13 protein-coding genes are annotated in these 20,964 nt (G+C 37.3%); 4 read left to right on the top strand and 9 right to left on the bottom strand.

The window, feature by feature from the left end; genetic code table 11:
• Window positions 1–145: 145 nt before the first annotated feature.
• Both ABDJ41_RS15075 and ABDJ41_RS15070 read left to right on the top strand, forming a co-directional pair.
• Complete coding sequence (locus ABDJ41_RS15075) at window positions 146–679, top strand: GNAT family N-acetyltransferase (protein WP_349786897.1); 534 nt, start codon at window positions 146–148, stop codon at window positions 677–679.
• Window positions 680–963: 284 nt separating this feature from the next.
• Window positions 964–2,385, top strand: a complete 1,422-nt coding sequence (locus ABDJ41_RS15070) for a phosphodiester glycosidase family protein (protein ID WP_349786896.1) — start codon at window positions 964–966, stop codon at window positions 2,383–2,385.
• A 63-nt stretch (window positions 2,386–2,448) separates the two neighbouring features.
• On the opposite strand, the gene ABDJ41_RS15065 is transcribed toward ABDJ41_RS15070, so the two are convergent.
• Together ABDJ41_RS15065 and ABDJ41_RS15060 are read right to left on the bottom strand one after the other, a co-directional pair.
• Entirely contained in the window at window positions 2,449–4,032 is a 1,584-nt protein-coding gene (locus ABDJ41_RS15065; RefSeq protein WP_349786895.1) for a beta-galactosidase, read from the bottom strand.
• 105 nt (window positions 4,033–4,137) lie between these two features.
• Window positions 4,138–4,329 carry a cold-shock protein gene (locus tag ABDJ41_RS15060; protein ID WP_349786894.1) on the bottom strand — a complete coding sequence of 64 codons (192 nt, stop codon included), beginning with the start codon at window positions 4,327–4,329 and terminating at the stop codon, window positions 4,138–4,140.
• 381 nt (window positions 4,330–4,710) lie between these two features.
• On the opposite strand from ABDJ41_RS15060, the gene ABDJ41_RS15055 reads away from it, so the two are divergent.
• Together ABDJ41_RS15055 and ABDJ41_RS15050 are read left to right on the top strand one after the other, a co-directional pair.
• Window positions 4,711–6,846, top strand: coding sequence for an ATP-binding protein (locus ABDJ41_RS15055; RefSeq protein ID WP_349786893.1), 2,136 nt, complete (start codon window positions 4,711–4,713; stop codon window positions 6,844–6,846).
• A 164-nt stretch (window positions 6,847–7,010) separates the two neighbouring features.
• Window positions 7,011–9,203 carry a beta-N-acetylhexosaminidase gene (locus ABDJ41_RS15050; protein WP_349786892.1) on the top strand — a complete coding sequence of 731 codons (2,193 nt, stop codon included), beginning with the start codon at window positions 7,011–7,013 and terminating at the stop codon, window positions 9,201–9,203.
• 21 nt (window positions 9,204–9,224) lie between these two features.
• On the opposite strand, the gene ABDJ41_RS15045 is transcribed toward ABDJ41_RS15050, so the two are convergent.
• The 7 genes from ABDJ41_RS15045 to ABDJ41_RS15015 form a co-directional block, all read right to left on the bottom strand.
• Window positions 9,225–9,995 (bottom strand): polysaccharide lyase family 7 protein, encoded by a 771-nt coding sequence (locus ABDJ41_RS15045; protein ID WP_349786891.1) that lies wholly within the window; start codon window positions 9,993–9,995, stop codon window positions 9,225–9,227.
• 8 nt (window positions 9,996–10,003) lie between these two features.
• Complete coding sequence (locus ABDJ41_RS15040) at window positions 10,004–12,325, bottom strand: chondroitinase-B domain-containing protein (RefSeq protein ID WP_349786890.1); 2,322 nt, start codon at window positions 12,323–12,325, stop codon at window positions 10,004–10,006.
• Between the two features lie 11 nt (window positions 12,326–12,336).
• A complete protein-coding gene (locus tag ABDJ41_RS15035; protein WP_349786888.1) occupies window positions 12,337–13,920 on the bottom strand; it encodes a hypothetical protein in 1,584 nt (527 codons plus the stop codon).
• Window positions 13,921–13,944: 24 nt separating this feature from the next.
• Window positions 13,945–15,522 (bottom strand): RagB/SusD family nutrient uptake outer membrane protein, encoded by a 1,578-nt coding sequence (locus tag ABDJ41_RS15030; RefSeq protein WP_349786887.1) that lies wholly within the window; start codon window positions 15,520–15,522, stop codon window positions 13,945–13,947.
• A gap of 26 nt (window positions 15,523–15,548) precedes the next feature.
• Window positions 15,549–18,752 carry a SusC/RagA family TonB-linked outer membrane protein gene (locus ABDJ41_RS15025; protein ID WP_349786886.1) on the bottom strand — a complete coding sequence of 1,068 codons (3,204 nt, stop codon included), beginning with the start codon at window positions 18,750–18,752 and terminating at the stop codon, window positions 15,549–15,551.
• A 158-nt stretch (window positions 18,753–18,910) separates the two neighbouring features.
• Window positions 18,911–19,663 (bottom strand): SDR family NAD(P)-dependent oxidoreductase, encoded by a 753-nt coding sequence (locus ABDJ41_RS15020; RefSeq protein ID WP_349786885.1) that lies wholly within the window; start codon window positions 19,661–19,663, stop codon window positions 18,911–18,913.
• A 12-nt stretch (window positions 19,664–19,675) separates the two neighbouring features.
• On the bottom strand, window positions 19,676–20,962 hold the full coding sequence (locus ABDJ41_RS15015; RefSeq protein WP_349786884.1) for an MFS transporter: 1,287 nt from the start codon (window positions 20,960–20,962) through the stop codon (window positions 19,676–19,678).
• Window positions 20,963–20,964: the final 2 nt, after the last annotated feature.

The following is a 20,964-nucleotide window of genomic DNA, read 5'->3' as shown; positions in this document are numbered from 1 at the left end:
AACTTAAGCAAACAGTTTAAACTTCATATTTAAAAATGGTGGCTAAAAAGTATTTGATTTGTTGCAAGTCCATTAATGTAATTTATGCATTAATAAATGAAAAAATAGCATTTTATTGCATTTGTTGACTGTGTAGATTTGCAACATGGAAAATATTGAAATAGTCCTTGTTACGCCTAAAGACGTTCTTCAGTTGCAATATATTGGAAAGGAAACTTTCTCTCAAGCATTTTCAGATATCAATACTGAAGAGAATATGAACAAATATCTTAATGAAAGCTTCTCTATTGAACAGCTGAATGAAGAATTGAATAATGAGTTATCGCAGTTCTATTTTGCAATATTGGATAATGAAGTGATAGGTTATATGAAACTGAATAGAGGGGAGGCTCAAAAAGAAAATCAAAATGACAATGCACTTGAAATAGAGCGAATTTATGTATTGCAGAACTTTCTAGGCAAGAATGTGGGGCAACGGCTTTACTTCAAGGCTATTCAGGTTGCTGAAGAAATGTCCGTAAATTACGTTTGGTTAGGGGTATGGGAAAAGAATTTTAGAGCCATTGCTTTTTATAAAAAGAATGGATTTATACCATTTGATCAACACATATTTATGCTTGGTGATGATAGGCAGCTTGATATCTTAATGAAACTAAAATTATCTAAAGAAAACAAATAAAAAATTTTTAAAAAAAATCCGCCAGACTTCTATTGTCTCTTAGCTGAGGACCAAGATGCAGTAGCAGGAATCCTGGTCTATTATTTTCTTCCTTTCACTGCTCAAAACAGGCCAGCAATTTATATGAAAGAACTGTATGTTGACTAAAACTACAGAGGTCAGAAGATTGCACGTGATACTGTAGTGAAGGGCTGCTATAACAGAAGTTGAAATCTTACTTAGAATGACTATCTTGTTGATCTCGATCCAGAGAAAATAAATAGCGCTAATCATCAATCAAACATATGCTAAAACAAATTAATTATGTTACGGGAGTAAAAATGTATTATTTCCGTATGCTATTGGCCTTCATGGCCATTTCTTTTTTAACGGTTTCTTGTAAAGACAAAGCCGTTGAGGCTCCGCAAACCGTTTCACCACCTTCTATCGTATCCTTGTCTCCGGATGCTGGAACTGAAGGAACAGAAGTCGTCATTCTTGGAGAAAACTTTGGTGATAATAACAGTAAGGTAGACGTTAATTTTGGTTCTAAGGCTGCTGAAATAACTAAAAGATCAGGTACTGAACTCAAAGTTAAAGCTCCTGCAGGCTTCAATAATGTTGCGGTAGATGTGAGTGTATCGGTTAGTGGCAGAGGGTCGAATATAAAAAAGTTTACTTACAACGATACTACATTCCCGTTGATCACAACTATGACTACTACATGTTTTTATAGTTCTGCAGTTGTAATTAATGGTAATAACTTCAGCCCGGATATACAAGGTAATATTGTTAAGTTTGGTGCTATAGAGGGAACAGTTACCGCGGCAACGAAGACTTCTTTAACAGTGACCACCCCTGATTTAGGTAGTGTAGCTACTGCAGAGGTTACGGTTACCAAATCAGGACTAACGTCGAATGCCAAAAGTATTGTTGTCGATGTTGACCAAAACAAGATTGCCACATATAACTGGACAACGCATACGGTAAAACAAGGGTTAATTTACAAAACCGGTCAGTTCAGCTTGTTTGGTGAGACCCAGCGAAGAGTATATATTCTGGACGTTACTCTTAATGCATCTAACACATTAGGAATAGGCTTTACTACAACAGATGTTAATACGGTAACAATGTGTAATAACTACAATGCTGTAGCTGGTGTGAACGCTGGGTATTTTCCGTTTGGTGGGTCTAGCGACAAAGATCCTTATATCAGAATCAACTCAGCTACAGTTCAGAATGGTCACACGAACGTAAGCCAGATCTTTACAAATTCTGCTCTACTTATAAATAACAATGTAGCTACAGTCAGAAAATTTACGGAGAGTGGCAAGAATCTGAATTTAGTGGCAGCAGCTATCCCTGCTACGGAAGCACAGAATATCATTGTTTGCGGGCCTATGCTGATCACTTCCGGTATTATAGAAGCTCTGGATATGTCGGCGTCACATAATTCTTCGCAAACCTCAAGGACGGGGTTGGGCGTAACGATAGATGGTAAACGTATTTTTATGGTTGTTGTAGATACAGGTGGAGGTGTTACGGGTGTGACTACTTTACAGTTGGCAAAAATCTTACAGGCTTTAGGAGCGGTTAATGCTATGAACTTAGATGGGGGTGGTTCATCAACAATGTTTGTCAGTAATCAGGGTGATAATGGGCGTGTCAACTTTCCTGCCGGAGGTACATACATGAGACCTGTAAGGAGTGTGATATATGTTAAGTAGCACTTGCCAAACTACACGATTAAAGAAACCAAACTATAAAAAGTAGTCTTTTCAGACTGCTTTTTATAGTTTTTCAACAAATATCGGAGTCTCAGTTACTTCAATCTGAAGCTTCCCATTCGTCGTATTTACAGTTGTGCTCAGCATTTCGTTTTTCCCAATCTGGAGCGTATGAATAATTGCTTGTTTAGCATTACCGAGATTAAGTTCATATTTGGCAGTTCTTCCTTTTTGGTCAGGTATAGTAAGCACATAAACCTCTTTTTTATTTAACTTATACAGATCTACGATAGGATCTCTGTTTAGTGTTGAAGTATAATGGTAATTGCCAATAAGTTTCTTCGTTTGTAAGAAATAATCGCTGACAGGTCTTTTACTACGGTCTGGATTTACAAAACCAGATGAGTTATATTGTGTTGCACTGTTAAGGTCTACATCATCGAGCATATAGAACACGCATTTCTTTAATCCAGTTCTTGCATACAAAAATGCAGCACGTAAATTCCAGTCTGCCTGTGTAACCTGTGAGTTTTTATTGCCTATTTGAATTGCTCGCTGTGGTGTCTTTGGACCAATATCATAACCTGTTTCTGTAATCCATACCGGCATGTTATTGGCATATTTATCAGACATTTTTATAAACTCTTTCGCGATTTTAGCATTCAAAGAAAGTTCTGGAGCGATACCAACAGTTGCTTTGCCATTATTTGTATTCGCATCATTAGCATAATAATGATAATTGATGACATCAAAGCACAGATCAACTGAGCCATCAGGTTTGGTACCTCTGTTTTTTCTGCACCATTCAATCATTTTGATTACAAAATCAGGATCTGGGCTGGCTAAACCACCTAATACGACCATCATATTTGAATCAGCAGTTTTAACACCTACATTCTTTCCAAGCTTGCCTTTGTTTCCATCGTAAAATGCTGACATATTGGCTGCATATTCTTCTGGAGATTGCTGTGCTTTTTTACCTTTCCACCATTTGTCGCGCTCATTGTCGCATTCAATATATTTAACTGTTCCAAGGCCAATTTTAATAGCATTTGGTCTATCTGCTGTCCAACGTGGGACCTTGTCTACTTCTATCAAAGATGGATCAATATTTTTATTCGTGCCATATCTGGCCGCTAGCTGAAATCCTGCTTTTGCTTGCTTAATATAAGAAGCGGGGTCAGATCTGTTTAATCCATAAGGGGCTGGAACATTTTCTACATCCCTTTCATCGTCAGGGTATGTGTTAAGTAGCCAGGCTGGACAAGTCTTGATGTCAATAATTACTTCCATCCCAGCATCTTTAATACGTTGATATATCAAGTCGTAATCCCAGCCACCTGAATGTGCAGGACTAAAAGTAAACTTCCCCTCTTTAGGTTCTATTTTTTCCCAATCCAGATAATGACGTATGGTGGAAAATGATTTAATGGTTTCGAACCTTGATTCGCTAATTGTTTCAGGGGAACTCTGCTCTACAAAATCCCATTCAAAAGCATTTATGCCGAGAAATTCTGAAAAATGAGTGTCAGATGGTTTTCCAGGAATTGCTGGCACTTCCAGATCGGAGGATATCCCATCTTTATTCTTTTTTAAGCAGGAGTATAAGGTAATTAATGACAGAAAGGCTATTATGAAATATTTCATGTAGTTGCGATTACCTATTTATAAATATAAGTATTGTTTAATTAAAAAACAGATCAAAAAAAAAGCATCCAATTATTGGATGCTTTTACATAAGGATTCTTTGTTTTAGCTAAGTTTTACCTTAGTTGCATTTAATCCTTTTTTTCCGTTTTCAACCTCGTAAGTAACGCGGTCGTTTTCTCTTACCTTATCGATAAGGCCTGTAACGTGTACAAATATTTCCGGTTCACCATTTTCTGGTATGATAAATCCAAATCCTTTTGACTCATTAAAAAATTTTACTGTTCCTTCTGGCATTGCAATGTTAATTTAAAATTTAAGTGTAGGAGGTTATATTATGTTGAATATAAAAACAACAATGCAATATAATTGTTTTTGATGTTTTAAAACAAATAAATTTATACTGATTTTCTATTTATTGTTAAATAGTTGCTCTATGTACTGGAAACAGTAATTGTATGTTAATTAGGTAGATAGTGAAATGCGTTAAGATGAAAGGTATTTGTTCCTAAACGATGATATCTATCCGGATTTGTCGTTATTAATTATTTTTTGTTAAATTACTGTTAAAATATTCTTTTTTATATTTGTTTGGCATGCTTATTGGCAACTGCAATTAGTTTTATTTTATAATTAGTTTTATTTTATAAAAACGCTCAGGTTATAAGTACAAATTGGATGAAAAAAAAACAACGTTCTTTTCTGATTATTTTTGGAATTATAATTGTATTTATAACATTGTTGTTTCGCAACGCTATTATTCAACGGACCGAACAGAATTCATTAATTGGCACATTTGGCGAGCTGGAATTAAATAATCGTCAGATTTCTACACTGGATTCAATCACTTTAAGTTTACAAGTAGCAGAGAATAATTTCAGAATGTATACTTCTCTGTGGAATCCGGAATATTTTACAAAATATACTGAAGAGATAAAAACCATTACAACTTTAATGGCCGGTTTATCTGTTAATGGTAATAAAGAAATCTCTGGTAGTATAGTTGGCGATCTGGCGAGTAAACGTAAGCAGATGTCGCTCTACGCAGGAATAAAGCAACTTGCAGATTCTATTACCAATATCAATTTGCAACTTGATGTAAATAAGATTAGTAACAGCATATTGCCTGAAAAGACCATTCCCAAAGCCACTTTAAAGAAAGTTGTTCAGGTTGAAGAAATTAAAACTGAACCGGAGGTTAAAAAGAAAAAGTTCTTCCAGCGAATTAAAAGTGCTATTTTAAATGAAAAGGATCCTGTTGATACTTCCAGACTGAGAAAGACTGAAACTACTTATGAGCGTTTAGATAATGGAGTTCAGGCATATAATAAGAGGCAGTTGGAGAAGATTGGTGAATATTACAAGAATCTATTGGATAATCAGAAGAAGAATCATGCCCGGTTAACTGAGAAAGAGCAGGAGATTCTATCTTTAAATGAGCGGATATTCGAGAATATAAAACTACTTTTTAAAGAGTATAAAAGCAGTGTTGCTTTAAATGTAGCAGCAAGAAAGGCAGAACTTAAAAATAAAGCGAAACTTTCATTGGACAATATAGATTGGTCTGGTAAATTGAATTTTGTAATTAGTTTGTTCTCTTATCTGATTATTATCATACTCTTATACAAATTGTTCCGTGCGTATAGTACTACAATCAAAGCCAATAAAATGGCAGCTGAACAGGTGACGAGTAAATTGCGTTTTTTTACTAATATCAGTCATGAAATGCGTACTCCATTAAATGCCATTCTTGGTGTTTCTGAGCAGTTAAGGTCAACTCCACTAAATGAAGATCAGCTCCCTATGTCGAAATTGCTGGATACTTCGTCGTCTATGCTTTTATCTGCAGTAAATGAAGTACTTGATTTTTCGAGATTGGAAGCCAGAAAACTGACATTAGCCAAAACACCTTTTCGCTATAAACGAATCTTGAAAGAGGTAGCTGACACAACCAGGGTACTGGCAGAGCAAAAGAAGCTGGAACTAGAGCTGGTACAGGAAAATATACCTGATTTATTACTGGATGGTGATCCTTATCGTTTGAAACAGATTATTACAAATCTGACGGCAAATGCTATAAAGTTTACGGATAAAGGAAAGGTGAGTATCATTGTTGAACTAAAAAAGAATGATGCGAAAAATGTTCAGCTAACTGTTAAGGTAAAAGATACAGGAATTGGTATTGCGCCAGCTAATATTCCGCTTGTTTTTAATGAGTTTTCTCAGGTGATTGATTCTAAAAGGCAGGACTGGCAGATAGGATCAGGATTGGGCCTGACGATTTGCAAGAAACTGGTCGACTTACATATGGGGAAAATCTCAGTAGAAAGTGTTTTAGGTAAAGGATCTTCTTTTACTGTAGAACTACCTTATAAAATTGTAAGTGTTGGGGAAGAGAACCTGGAAGACCACAAGGAAAGAATTATCAATAGCGATCGTTTTAAGGATATTCATATTTTGACTGTGGATGATTCAGAAATGAATTTGCTGGTGATGAAAATGCACTTTAAAAAGCATGGTATTCGATTTGATTCTTGTACAAGTGCCGAAGAAGCACTTTTGCTGATGGAGAAAAATAAGTATAATTTGGTACTAACGGATATTCAGATGCCTGGAATGGACGGAATTGAATTTGCAAAACGTATCAGATCAAATACTAATAATAAAAATGCGAATATTCCTATGATTGCCATTACCGGACAAGTAAATGAGGAAGATCATGAAATGTATCTGTCTGCTGGTTTAAATGACTATATCATTAAACCCTTTACAGAAATTGAACTGATCGAAAAAATTCTTGATTATAGCGCTTAAAATTACGCAAACGTTTGTAATGATTAAAACAAACGTTTGTGTTGTAACTACTCATTTAATCGTATTATTTTTAGTTAAATATTTCAGTATTATTGTTCTTGAGCATTCAATTTGAATTGCTTCAGAACTAACCATTTGAATCTTTTAAACCAAATATAAAACGTATGAAATTGAATAAGTATCTATTGGTTTTTCTGGCGTTTCTTAACGCATCTCCAATTTTCGCCCAAGTGGATGTTATACCGCTTCCTAAGCAGGTGAAAGAAACAAAAAGCTCGTTTACGATTAATAAATCAACTCCGATATATTATGAGAAAGGTTTAAAGCAACAGGCTGAATTGCTATCGCTTGCGCTTTCTCCTGCAACTGGTTTTGATTTTGTAATTGCGGAATTGAAAAGTCCTGTGCCAAAGGGGATCGTACTTCGTCTAGATAAGACATTCGCAGCAAACAAGGAAGGTTATCGCTTATCTGTTAACAATGATAAGATTGCTATAAATGGAGGGAGCCCGGCAGGAGTTTTTTATGGTATTCAAACCGTTCTTCAATTATTGCCGTCAGAAATTTACAATAAGCAACGTCAAAAGGGGGTATCCTGGAAAGTTAAAGGTGTTGAAATTGAAGACGCACCATTATATACTGCCTGGAGAGGAATGATGCTGGATGTAGCAAGGTACTTCTTTAGCAAAGAATATGTATTGCGTTTTGTCGATATGATGGCGATGTACAAATTAAATGTATTGCATTTTCATCTGATCGATGATTCCGGATGGCGTTTGGAAATAAAGAAATATCCTAAATTAACATCTGTAGGAGCATGGAGTGGTGTAGGAGCTCAGCGTCAGGGTGGATATTATACTCAGGATGATATTAAGGAAATTGTGGCTTATGCTGCAGCAAGAAATGTTGAAGTGATTCCGGAAATTGAATTACCTGCTCATACTTTATCGGCCGTTGCCGCATATCCTTATTTGTGCTGTACGGGAGATCAGTATACCGTGCAAACACAGCATTCAATTAGCAGAGAGTTATATTGTGCTGGTAAGGAATCGACCTTTGATTTTTTGGCTGATGTTTTTGCTGAAACTTTTGCATTGTTTCCTTCAAAATATGTTCATATAGGTGGCGATGAAGCTAAATATGATCGTTGGAAAGCTTGTCCGCATTGCCAGAAGCGCAAAGCTGATTTAAACATTAAGACGGAAAAGGAGTTACGTAATTACTTTACCAATCGTGTACAGAAAATGGTAGCAAAGTATGGTAAAACCATCGTTGGTTGGGATGAGATGATTGAGGATGGATTAGAAGGTAAAGTAGTGGGCATGATATGGCATGATCAGAAAAAAGCACTTAAAGCAGCACAAGCTGGCCATTCATCAGTAATGGCATTAACCGCAAATAGTTATTTTGATGCACCAGAAAGTAGTATTGACGGTGAAATAAAAGCGGCAACCTGGCTTCCTGCAATTTCACTTGAAAAGGCATACCAGTTAAACCCAATGTTACCTGGCCTGGATGAAAAATATAAACCTTTGATACTGGGTGCACAAGGTGCATTATGGTCTGATCAATTTATTCATGGTACAGTTTTACAGGAATTACCTCGAATAAATGAAAACCGTTCTGAAAAGTATTTTGATTATCTTACTTTTCCAAGAATGGCAGCATTGGCTGAAGTTTGCTGGACGCCGGTAAGTCAACAGAATTTTAAAGATTTTGAAAAACGTATGAGTAGTCATTACGGACGTTATGATCATGCTGGATATGGATATCGAGTACCATTACCTAAACTTATTGCTAATGATAAAGGTGCCGATGGTTATACCTTAAAATTAGAAAACCCGGTAAAAGGTGCCGAAATTAGATATACTACTGATGGAACAAGGGCCAATGTCTACTCGCCCGTATACACTGGTTCGGTTAAGGTTAAAGATCTGAGTGATTTTTATGCAATTACTGTAGTGAACAGACAGCAATATTCTTTGCCATTATACTTCCCGGAAAACTATGATATGTTTAAAAAGTATGGTAAAATCGTTATTGAGTGGAAGCCGGAAACATTAAAAAATAGTGCTCTTTTGGAAATTGATGCCAGTGGAAAAGTGAATGCTAATGGAGCATATCAACTTTCATTCTGGCATATAAAAGGAGATGAAGGCTTAAATATCCAATCAATAGAAGTTTATAAAAATGGAAAGAAAATAGGAGAGGATATTCATGAAGGCTTTGCTGGTGCAACACCTAAGGATAATGTTTATAAGTTTAGTATTAATGACTACGAAACCGGTGCAGCTTATTTAATCAAAGCAAAAGTGAGTGGTAAAGCTAGTACCGGAGCTGCTTTTTTAAAGAAATGATAAAATGTAAAACATGAGCTCTTAAGGCTCATGTTTTACCCAAACATTATAAATTTCAACCGCTCCGTAGGCATCGCATGATTCTCCTTCAACTTTCCTTCGTCCTTGACAAGAAGATTGTACATAAGCTCCTGCTTTAAAGTAGGCACCTGTGAAGGCTTTAGGATAAGTAAACTTTAGTTTACCATTGTAGTAACATTCAGTTTGGTTGTTTTTTACTTTAAACATTACATTAAATCGGGCTCCCAGTTGATAATTGTTGTCTAACACAGGACCGGTTTCATCATCTATTTTTATAAATAACTTATTCTTTTCCAGTCTGAAAACAATAACATCATCATCGGCATCATGAATCTGTCCGATTACAATATGTGGTTTAATAGATGGTAAATGAATGATGCTTTGATCTATGAAGAGGGTATGCGTACCTTCTGAAGATGACCAGGAAGCATTCGTTTTTCCATTGTTTGTCATTTCTCTGAGTTCAGAGCGTGGATAGCCTGATCCTTTGGTTGTAGTGCCTCCGGTTATAGCACTGAAAACTACAGCATCACCGGTTTTATTGACATAAAACCACTTTTTATCACTGTATGTATTGAGGTATGGTTGTTTGTATTCGTCGGAAAGGCCTGGCGTTTTAATTCCTTCGGGTACATTAATTTTCCAATTGCTAAGGTCCAGAACCTGAGCAGGTAGTTTTGGAGTCTGCTGAGCTAAAGCTACTGAAGAAAGGAAGCATATTATTCCGGTTTTAAGCGATGCCTGGTAAATTTTTGTGATTAAATTCATCATACTTTATGCTAATACTTAGTTACACCTATTGGCAATTGATCGCTTGTAGCAGGTGACTGGCCCTGCCATTGATAATTAAGTTTTTCGGCCGCCATATATGATGGTTTAATGTGATAAATATGATTGCCTGCAGCTTTATTATAAAAGGATTCAATTTTTCCAGATTCATAAAAATTGCAATGATCAACCAGAATGCTATCCCAGCGGTACTCCTGGAACTGAATTGATCTTCCGCCTTGCCCGCTATAAGAGAAATTGCTATTGGTAATTGATGCATATTGTGCACCTATCAATCGTACCACAGTGCCCTGTTCACGGTTTTCAACTTCATTAAATGTACAATGGTCAATCGTTACAAACGGACCTAAAGTACTTTCATCATTCCCTCCGCGGTAAATGTTTATCGCACTACTTAGTAAATTGGTAAAGGTGCAGTTCCTGATTATAGTGTATTCTGCGTTATACATACCTTTATCATCTTTTTCTGAAGATAAATCTACACCAGTACCCGACATATGATGGAAAATTGAATTGAGCACAACGAGGCTATCAGCAAAGGTTCCTTTTGATGCTTTGAAGCCACTGTTGCTGCTTTCATTATAATCGTAAAATTCGCAATCATCTATGGTCAGATGATAAGGTCTGTTCATGGCCTGGTCAGTTGATCTGATACCAGCATCGACTGCTGAAAAACTTTCATAAGTACCTCTGAATGCAATTCCTTTAACATACAGATCTCCGCCATTTTCTATGCTGATAAATGCCGGTAAGGATTTAAATGATGCATTTACAAATGTCGGTCTGCTGCTTAAGTTTTTGGCAGCCATAACGATCAGCGGCTTGTTAACTTTTACCTCAGTATTCATTTTATAAAGTCCTCTTTCTGATAAAATGATGGTATCTCCAGGCAAGGCATCATTGATAAGATTTGAAATGTTTGCGCTTTGTGCTGCACTTACGCTAAAACTTTTTGGTTTCCTTGATGGTGCTACAATAGTTGGTTTATACCATTGTGCACCGGTTTCTTCTCTTTGTATTAATGGGAGCTTTTTAAGATCTGCACCGTATCGGCTGTCATAAGGAAGTTCGAGTCCTTTTATACGTGTTGATTTAATTTTTACCTTTTTAAATCCTGCAGGCGTTTCTCCTTTAAAGTTATCGTCCAGAGCATTGTCAGAAAACACAATTCCTTTATCCTTGTTCAGGTCTGTATATATTTCATCTTTTTGACTAAGGATAAGGTTGTTTTTAAATGATACATTTTCTGGTCCTAGTGTCCGCTCTGCATCTTTACCTGCGCCAAATAAGATGTTGCCGCTATTGATAAATGTGTTTTTCTCAATCTGGGCATCTTTAACCTGATAATATCTGTTGATCAGTGAGTTTGGTACGCCGTTTAATACAGCTAATGCAGCTCTGAAGTTCTCACCTTGTAGTTGATAGAAAACATTATTAACTACCTGCTGACGAGGGTTAATGACTCTGACACCACCGGTAAAGGGTTTGTTATTGCCTATGAAAAAGTTTCCTTCAACAATGTTTCCCGAACCATGTCGTAAAACCAGCCCCCCTTCACATTCAAAGAAAGTATTGAAGCTTACGTTGTTTTCTCCTGATTTAATAGAGACGATTTCTACCTCGCCGTTGCAACGCTCAAAGTAATTGTTTACAATATTTGTACGGGAAGCAGTTAATGAATATCTGGAAACACCAATACGAATGGTTTCACCTCCATTTGATCCAAAACGCTGTCTGCCTTTAAAATAATTATAATCAATGCTGTGGTTGTTTTGCTGACTTCTTTCATCGTCCAGTTCGGCAATGATGAATGGACCGGAATTTAGCTTGTTTACTAAAGTAGAGTGGTCTATACGGTTGTTTTTCCCGTATAACGTAATCCATACATCCGATTTGAAACGCTGAGGCTGGCTATAGTCTTCTATAACAATTTCAGTTAGCCTACAGTTATTTGCCAGTTTATCATTGTTGATGCGAAAGGAAATTACTTCCCTTCTTGGAGTATATCCATTTTTAAAATGAAATCCTTTGATGATCAGATGTTCACCTGCAATCTGCATGTAAGACTGGCCTGTAAAGGTCACACCTCCAGGTGTTTGCGGACTAATGGTAATAGGGGCCTTTGCGGTTCCATTTCCTTGTAATTGTATTGCTGCATTGTTCCAGGTGCCATCCTTCAAAAGAAGGATAGCACCTGGTTTAGCTTTGCTTATAGCAGCTTTCAATGCTGCTGGATTTTCTACAATGACGGTTTCTGCCATCGATAAAAAGCTATTGAGTAATAAGGATACAAATAATATGGTCTTTAGCATATGGTCATAAATTATTTCTGGATATATATATCGAATTTCATGGTCGAGTTACCAGCACTTGAATTCACTTCTTTTATTACCATAATGGCATTTTTATACGCAGAGGTAGTACGGTTTGTAATCCGCAGGTAAATGATTTTTGCTGTGGTCAGATTAAACAAAGATGCTGAAGGTGCTGCTGATGCTTCATATCTGGGGCCACTGCTAGATGGAGTCGACAATGCTCTGGAAGTAAAGAATGCATCACTTAAATCGTCTATTTCATTTGCGGCTACCAGATTATAAACATCAGTTTGTCCGGTACTTGCTCCATTGATCAAGACCCTGAATTTGGTGTCTTTTAATGCAGCTGGATCAGCAATCGTCCATCCCGTTCCACTACATTTCATATTTGCAGGGAAGGTTCCTGTTGTGCCACTAAATGGGTTATATAAGGTTGGCCCTGCGGAAGGAGCAAAAAATACAAACTGAATATTCGCTTCATTAGCTATCAGGTTGCAGTTCCCTGCTGTAGTTCCATTCTCAAGGAAAATGGTGTTAGTGCCCAATGTTTGTGCGGTCATGAATACATCTCTGTAAACCACACTGCCATAATTGACATTTAAAGGAATGATCAGCTCAGTTTGAAGGTCCTCTGTATCAACTGCAATGAGTTTAAGGTTTGATGCTCTTTTTTTGTATAAGTAAGTAGTATTTATATCATAAGTTTTAACTCCATTCAGTTCACTTAAAGTGGAAACCAGTTCATAGATTCCATTACGGTCGTCGTAGATATCTATTTTCTTGAGACCAGTTACAGAGGTGATATTGCCAATTAGAGGTGTAGTTCCTCCAGTGATTGGTGTAATGTTAGCTGCAAAACCAATGAATTTTGGTTTAAAAACAGAAACATCCACAGGCATATTGATGATTAATTCATTGGTCTGATTGTAGATATCCGTAACCTGTATTTTAATGTGTTGGGCAGCTTTGCGGTAGGTATATGCATAGCTCAATGCATATTGTTTAGCACCGTTTACATTGTTAATGCTGTGTGCCAGTACATAGGTGTTCTCGGTTTGGAAATCATCGAATATATCAACTTTTTTGATGCCATATTCTGAGGTTAGATTACCTGTTATTGTAGTTGCTCCACTAAGATCTGCATTAATTTGAGTAGGGAAACTGTTAAACTGAGGTAGGTCCGGATCGAAGAATTTAATGGGAATAAATCCTTCAAGAGAACTGTTATTACCTTGCTTTACCATTATTTTTACGCCTTTTACCTGGCTCATGTTGTTTGCCGGAAATGAAGCAAGCGGTATGGTAAGGGTGTAATTTGTCGGGTTGTTTTTTACATCAGTGGTGATATAAATCAGAGAATCCGTAGCATTATTCCTTATGAGGTACGAATAAACTATTTTGATGCCGCTGTTGGCAACAATTTCACTTTTCACCTCATCTCCCAGATCAAAACTTTTTGTGGCCTTGTTAAAAGTATAAGTTTCGGCCTTAATTGAGCCTTCTCCAATTTCTGAAAGTTTCTCTTTTTTGCAGGAGGCTATTGTGGCTGCAAAAGCCAGCATAAAAAACCCTGTTTTTAAAAATTTTTTCATCTCTATAAAATTTATAATGAGCAATTAGTAACCTGGGTTTTGAACAATTTTTATTTGGTCGTTTGCATCCAGTTCACGTTGTGGAATTGGCAATAACAGTTTTTCTATAGTTAAATGAGACTGGAGTTCTGCAAGTGTAAATGCAGGTCTGTAAGCCTTGTAATGTGAATCAAATTCCACCGAAAAGTGATTTTTTATCACAGTAATTGCTTGTCCGGTTCTTACCAGATCAAAGAAACGTTGATTCTCAAATGCAAATTCAAGTTTTCTTTCGTTTAATAATGCGATTATAAACTTATCTGGCGTATTAATCTCATTGACACTTCCATCAGTTGGGTATTTATAAAAACCGGCATTGAAATCACCACTCACATAATCTGTCGCACCTGCTCTTACTCTAACATCATTAATCAGGTTTACACTAGCTGAACTGAAGCCTAATGCTTCTGCTTTCATTAACAATACATCGGAGAAGCGAATTACAGTGAAGTCATTTTCAGCGTCGAGTTTAACTAATACCTGCGACAAGAATTTTTTAACATATAATTTGCTGTTGTACTTTCCCATGGTAACAGTTTTTCTTGCGTCTGTTGATCCTGTTGCTGGTGTTTTATAGGTTAGATCCAGATCATTGGTAGGGAAATTATATCCATTACCATCCCCGTTTACAATCGAAGATCCGCTGGATGAAGGTGCAAAAGTGTTTGCCATAAAGTTACCCAAACCAAATCCGCCTGCTTTAAATCTAACGGCGAACAAGATCTCTTTGTTCATCTCGTTATTGATCGAAAAAACATCAGTGAAAGAAGGTAACATACCATGTCCGCTATTGCTGATTACATCATCAAGAAGAGGCAATGCACTTGATGCACGGTTGGTGGTTAAATAAACTTTTGCCAACAAGGCTTTTGCTGCCCATGATGTCGCACGTCCGGCTTCTGCATTAGATGTAGAAACATATGGAGTCTGAGAAAGAAGGTCTTTTGCCGTCAGCAGATCAGCGACAATTAATTGGTAACATTCCGCAAGTGGAGTTCTTGTGATTTTTTTAGATTGTTCTGGATCTACCGGCTCAGTAATCAGAAATACATCACCATATAACCTTACCAGGTTAAAATAATGATACGCACGTAAGAATAGAGCCTCACCGGCAAGCTGATTTTTTTGCTGTGGAAACATCTTGGCGGTCCCTTCGCCAACAGAAGTTTGTCCGCCTGCATAGCTCACACCCAGACTTTTCAATACATAATTGATTGATCTGATGTTTTTATAGGTAGAAATCCAATATTGATATACTTTATCATGAGCCGAGTTTAATGTAAACATGTCTAACTCATTAAATTCGAAATTGATAGGTGTTGAACTGTTTGCTACTCCTTGTTTAGAAATATCAGTTCTCAGATCAGTCAGCATCCATTCATATTCCAAAGGTTTTTGCATACCGTTATAACTTCCTGTAAGTGCAGCCTTTGTTTCTTCGTAATTTCTATAAAAGGCATTAACCCCGATATTTGAAATTGGATCTATATCGATGATCTTGTTACAAGCTGTTAGGCTAATACTAAGCAGTAAGCCTGTGGTTAAGTATCTAAAGTTTTTCATTTGATTAAATCTTAGGTGTTTCATAATTAAAAATTAACATCTATGCCAAATGTATATGTACGGGCAATTGGGAACGCACCACGCTGATAGCCGTCAATAAGTGGGGAAGAGTATAGTGAAGAAAGTACTCTTGCTTCTGGATTGATGCCACGGTACGATTTACCCATCAGATAAAGTACATTATCAGCTGATCCGTATATTCTGATGCCTTTTACGCCTGCTTTCTTTGTTATTCCGGCAGGTAAAGAATACCCTAATATCACGTTTCTGATAGCGGCATAAGAACCATCTTCAATTACATAATCTGATAACATCCAGTTTTCACCATTGGTATAGTATGGTGTTTTGCCATCTCCGGGATTGGCAGCACTTACCCATCTGTTTTTAGTGAAGTTTTCATTATATCTTCTAGTTTCATTGTAGTTGGCATCGCCATTAATGATACTTAAACCTTGTACACCCTGGATCATAATATTCAAGTCAAATCCTTTGTATTTGAAAGAGTTGTTGATGCCCCAGGTGAAATCTGGAAATGGGTCGCCAATAGTGGTTCTGTCATTCATATCAATGATATTGTCACCATTCGTATCAACAAACCTTAAACCTCCTGGTGCAAAATATTTAGCAAGTGTAGAAGTTTGTCCGCCAGCCTTTGCTTCGTCGATCTGTGCTTGTGAAGTCCAGACACCATTTGTTTTATAACCAAAGAACTGGATGGCAGGTTTACCAACAATAGCCGCATAAACTTCGTTTCGTTCACCATAATTGTATTGAAAAGGTTCTCCACCCAATTCAAGTAATTTATTCCTGTTAGCTGAAAAGTTTAAAGCAGTAGTCCACTGGAATGCTTTGTTTTTAATGTTATGAGAAGTCAGTTCTATTTCTACACCCTGATTTTTTATCTTTCCGGAGTTGTCGAAATATTCAAATGATCCGCTAAAGGACTGTGTAGATCTTTTGTATAAGAGTTTATCTGTAATTGAATTATAGTATTCTAATGTTAAACCAAATCTATCATCCATAAAGCCAAGGTCTAAACCGGTATTGAATTCAAAAGTACGTTCCCAGGTGATGTTCGGGTTAGCCAATACATCTGCATTAGGAGAAAGTCCAAGATTTACATCTCCATTTCCAGTTCCAAATGAGTAATTTCCTGGATAAAGTAAGTTTTGGAAAGAAAAACTAGGTATTTTGTTGTTTCCTGTAGCACCATAACTGGCTCTGAGTTTCATGTTGCTTATCCAGGTTACATTCTTCATGAAATCCTCTTTGGCAATTCCCCAGCCAGCAGATATTGCAGGGAAGGAGCCATATTTTTTCCCTTTATCGAAGTATGAACTTCCATCCATACGATAGCTTAATCCCAACAGGTATTTACTTTTGTAATCGTAAGTAATACGCCCTAAATAAGAAATCAATCCTACACGGTCTTTCAGCGTTCTGGTTAAGGCCTGGTCTATTTGAGCAGCCTGATTAAGGGTCTCAAATTCATCAGTAGGAAAGTTTCTGCCTACCATATTGGATTCCTTGATCATGGTTTGCTGGGTTGTGAAACCTAGTAAACCAGTGAAATTATGATTGCCCTTTGTTACATTATAGTTGAGTGTATTCTCAAATAAGAGGTCCATATAGTTTTTAGTATATATCACAGCTTGATTGATATCACCGTCTTTTCTGGCACCGGTCTTGGTAAATGTTGTATTCTCCTGTTGTGTGAAATACCCTCCCAGGGAACTTTTAAAGGTTAAATTGGGAAGAAATTTAATGCTGATGTCTCCACCACCCAACATTCTATAGGTTTGTTGATTAGCGTTTTCTCTTGCAGCTATGGAAAGCGGTGTATTATTGCTGGTTGCAAATGGCTCTACTGGTCCGGTACTGCTCCATAGGCTTCCATCTGGCATTGTTCCTGAATATTGTAATCCATTAAAATGGCGTGCCTGAACAAAATCCCCTGGAAGTATATTTGCCCATTGTGAATTCTGGTGTATATAGGCTGCAGTAAATTCGTTATGATAAACCGGCAGAAATGATCCGAATCTAAAGTAATCGGTAAAGTTTACTGCTGGTCTTTGTGTCTTGATATATGATGGGTTGAAGTTGAAACTGAAATTCACCTTTTTGCTCAATGCACCATCAATTTTCGCTTTTACATTTAAACGCTCGTTATCGCTATATTTTAAAATAGCCTGATCTTTCTGCCCACTTGCAGAAAGATAATATTTTAAGTCTTTTTTACCTCCGGAAATGCTCAGTTGAATATTAGCAATTGAGGCATCTTGCAAAGCTTCTTGTTGCCAGTCAGTCGGAATGCCACTGATTTGGTCTTCAATAATATAGGCTGCTCTTTCAGGACCTGTTATGATGTTTTTATTAGCTGTTGGTACGGTTGGGTCATTTTGTCTTAATGCCGCTTCATTGAACAGCATTTTAGTGTATTCGGTAATGCTCGTGATCGGGTTCAGCGCATAAGGCTTTTTAAAACCATAGTACGATTTAAAAGTATACCTTGGTTTATCTGAGACGCCACTTTTTGTAGTGATCAGGATAACTCCATTTGCAGCTCTGGAACCATAAATAGCGCCAGAAGCAGCATCTTTCAATACCTCAATCGATTCTACATCCTGTGGATTTACAAATGATAGTCCATCTGGTACAGGATAACCATCGACTACAACCAGTGGATCTGAGTTTGCACTGATTGAACTGAAACCACGAACTCTTACAACAGGTTCAGCACCAACCTCGGAGCTTACGTTCTGAATGGTTACACCAGCAATTTTTCCAATTAAAGCATTGTCTAATCTTGATGTAGGAATTTCATCGAGATTTTCATTTTTGAGCTTGCTTACTGCACCTGTAACTGATGATTTCTTTTGGGTACCGTAACCAATTACCACCAACTCGTTCATCGTGTTTTCGGTTTCCTGCAAGGTTATGGTGACTGTTGCATTACCTTTTACTGCATAAGCTTGTGGTTTGTAACCCATGTAGTTAATGAGAAGCAGTTTCCCAATTTCGGCGTTAATCGTAAACTCACCTTTGTTGTTGGTAACTGTTCCTTGTTTTGAATCTTTAACAGTAACAGAAGCACCCGGTAAAGTTTCTCCACTTGTGGACTTAACCACACCTTGTACTTTTACTCTGGTTTGAGTGAATCCGGGAATTGAAAACAGAAAACAGGAAAATACAATGAGGAATATTCCTCGTAAGTAAAATTTCGAATTCATATTGGTTATATATTTGGTTAATTGATGTTTAGGTACCTTACTAAGGGTAAAGTGCCTTTAGTTTTTTGATGAGATGCGGTAAATGTGAATCATAAGCAATGAAAGGTTTATATTGATTGTTTTAATGCAGGGGGAAAGCCCCCTGCAGATATTTAATGTTACGAAAAGTTTAAACCTCCATTGATGTCGACATTAGTTCCGGTAATATAGCTTGCCTGGTCTGAAGCCAGGTAAATAACTAAGTCTGCTACTTCCGAAGCTGTCCCTTCGCGTTTTAGTAATGTAGCGTTAGCAACATTTACCCTTACTTCAGGTTTGCTAAATGTGTCGTGAAAAGTAGTAGCAATCATACCTGGTAAAACCGCATTTACACGGATGTTTTTAGGGCCTAGTTCCTTAGCGAGTGATCTTGTATAAGTCATAATTCCCCCTTTCGCAGTTGCATATGCACTTGCTCCCGGGCCACCGCCATCTCTTCCTGCAAGTGAGGAAAGGTTGACAATCGCAGCACCTGATTTCATGTGTGGAATTGTGGCCTGGCTAACAAGAAATACACTTTTTAAGTTCAAATCCATTACTTCATCCCAGAAATCTTCATCAATTTCTAAAGTGGCTTTTCTGGCAATCATGCCGCCGGCAACATTAACGAGGATGTGAATCTCATCCCCATAGGTCTCTCTTGTTTTATTAATCAGCTCAGCTACTTCGAGAGACTTGGTAACGTCTCCTTTAACAATGATACCCTCACCACCGTTATCTGTTATTTGCTTTAGAGTTTCCTCTGCATTTGACTTATTGCTATGATAATTGATTACAACTTTTGCACCTTCTTGGGCCAACTGAATAGATACAGCTCTACCGATATCTCTGGATCCACCTGTTACGATTGCAATTTTGTTTTTTAAACGCATATTCTATGATTTTTATTGGTTAATGATTTTTTTAGATGTTATATATTTTATACATATCCAGGAAATAGGTACAAGTGCTGCCGCCAGTACGAAGAAGGATACGTAGCTTGTTTTTGTCATAACAGGTACAGCCCACGTGGTTAAAAGTGTTCCAATTACTGCTGCGGTGCCACCCATTCCAGCTACAGTACCTACGTTTTTACCATTGAAATAATCGCTGGGTAAGGTTTGTATATTTCCAATAAGAAACTGGAAGCCAAACAAGGTTGTGCCAATTAATATCATGGCCAGAGTAGGGGTATCTTTTAAGCTATCCAGGAAATAAACAATCGCAACAAGTGAGAGTAGCATAACTATTGAACCTATTGCAATGGAGTTTTTTCTGGCTTTTACGGCATTAACTCCACGTTTAACTTGCCAGGATGAATGGTACCCGCCAATTAAGCTGCCAATAGCTGCAAAGAGATAGGGTAACCAGGTAAATGCACCGATCTGTTTGATATCGAAAAAGAATTGTTCTTTTAAGAATGTGGGTAACCAGGTAACAAATAGCCACCATACCGGATCAATAAAGAACCTACTTGTAATAATACCCCAGGTATTTCTAAATTTTAATAATTCTCTCCATGTTAAAACCGGAGCTACATCTTCAACAGTATTAACCTCAGTATCTTTGTCTAGAATATAATCTCGTTCTTTGTCTGTTAACCAGGGGTGTTTATCTGGTGTTGTCTTATTGATCACCAGCCATGGAATAACCCAGATCAGCCCCAAAGCTGCAATCAGTATAAAGGTCATTTTCCAGCCAAACGCAATATAGAGGAGTGCTATGATGGGGGCTGATATTACAGAGCCTAATGAAGCACCCGCACCAAAAATGCCTTGTGCAATTGCTCTTTCTTTCGCTGGAAACCATTCAGCATTACTTTTTGTTGCTCCGGGCCAATTACCTGCCTCTGAAAAACCGAGCAGAAATCTGAAAATGTTGAAAGACATCAGTCCACGTGCAAAGGCGTGAAGAGCAATGGAAATACTCCAGCCAATTATTGAAATGGTCATACCTAATCTTGTACCAACTGCATCCATCAGCTTTCCTGTGAAGGTCTGACCCAGGGCATAAGCGATCATAAAGAAGGTGGTGATCAGTGCAAGTGCACTTTTGTTATCAACATCAGCAATTCCAAATTCTTTATAGATGTATGGCCACATGATATTGATGGCGCTACGGTCTATGTAATTAATCACTGTTGCAAATCCAATCAGTGCAATGATATACCATCTTAATCCTTTTACTTTCATGT

Source organism: Pedobacter sp. ASV1-7 (assembly GCF_040203335.1).
Taxonomy (GTDB): Bacteria; Bacteroidota; Bacteroidia; order Sphingobacteriales; family Sphingobacteriaceae; genus Pedobacter.
This window is presented reverse-complemented; position numbering and strand designations above follow the sequence as displayed.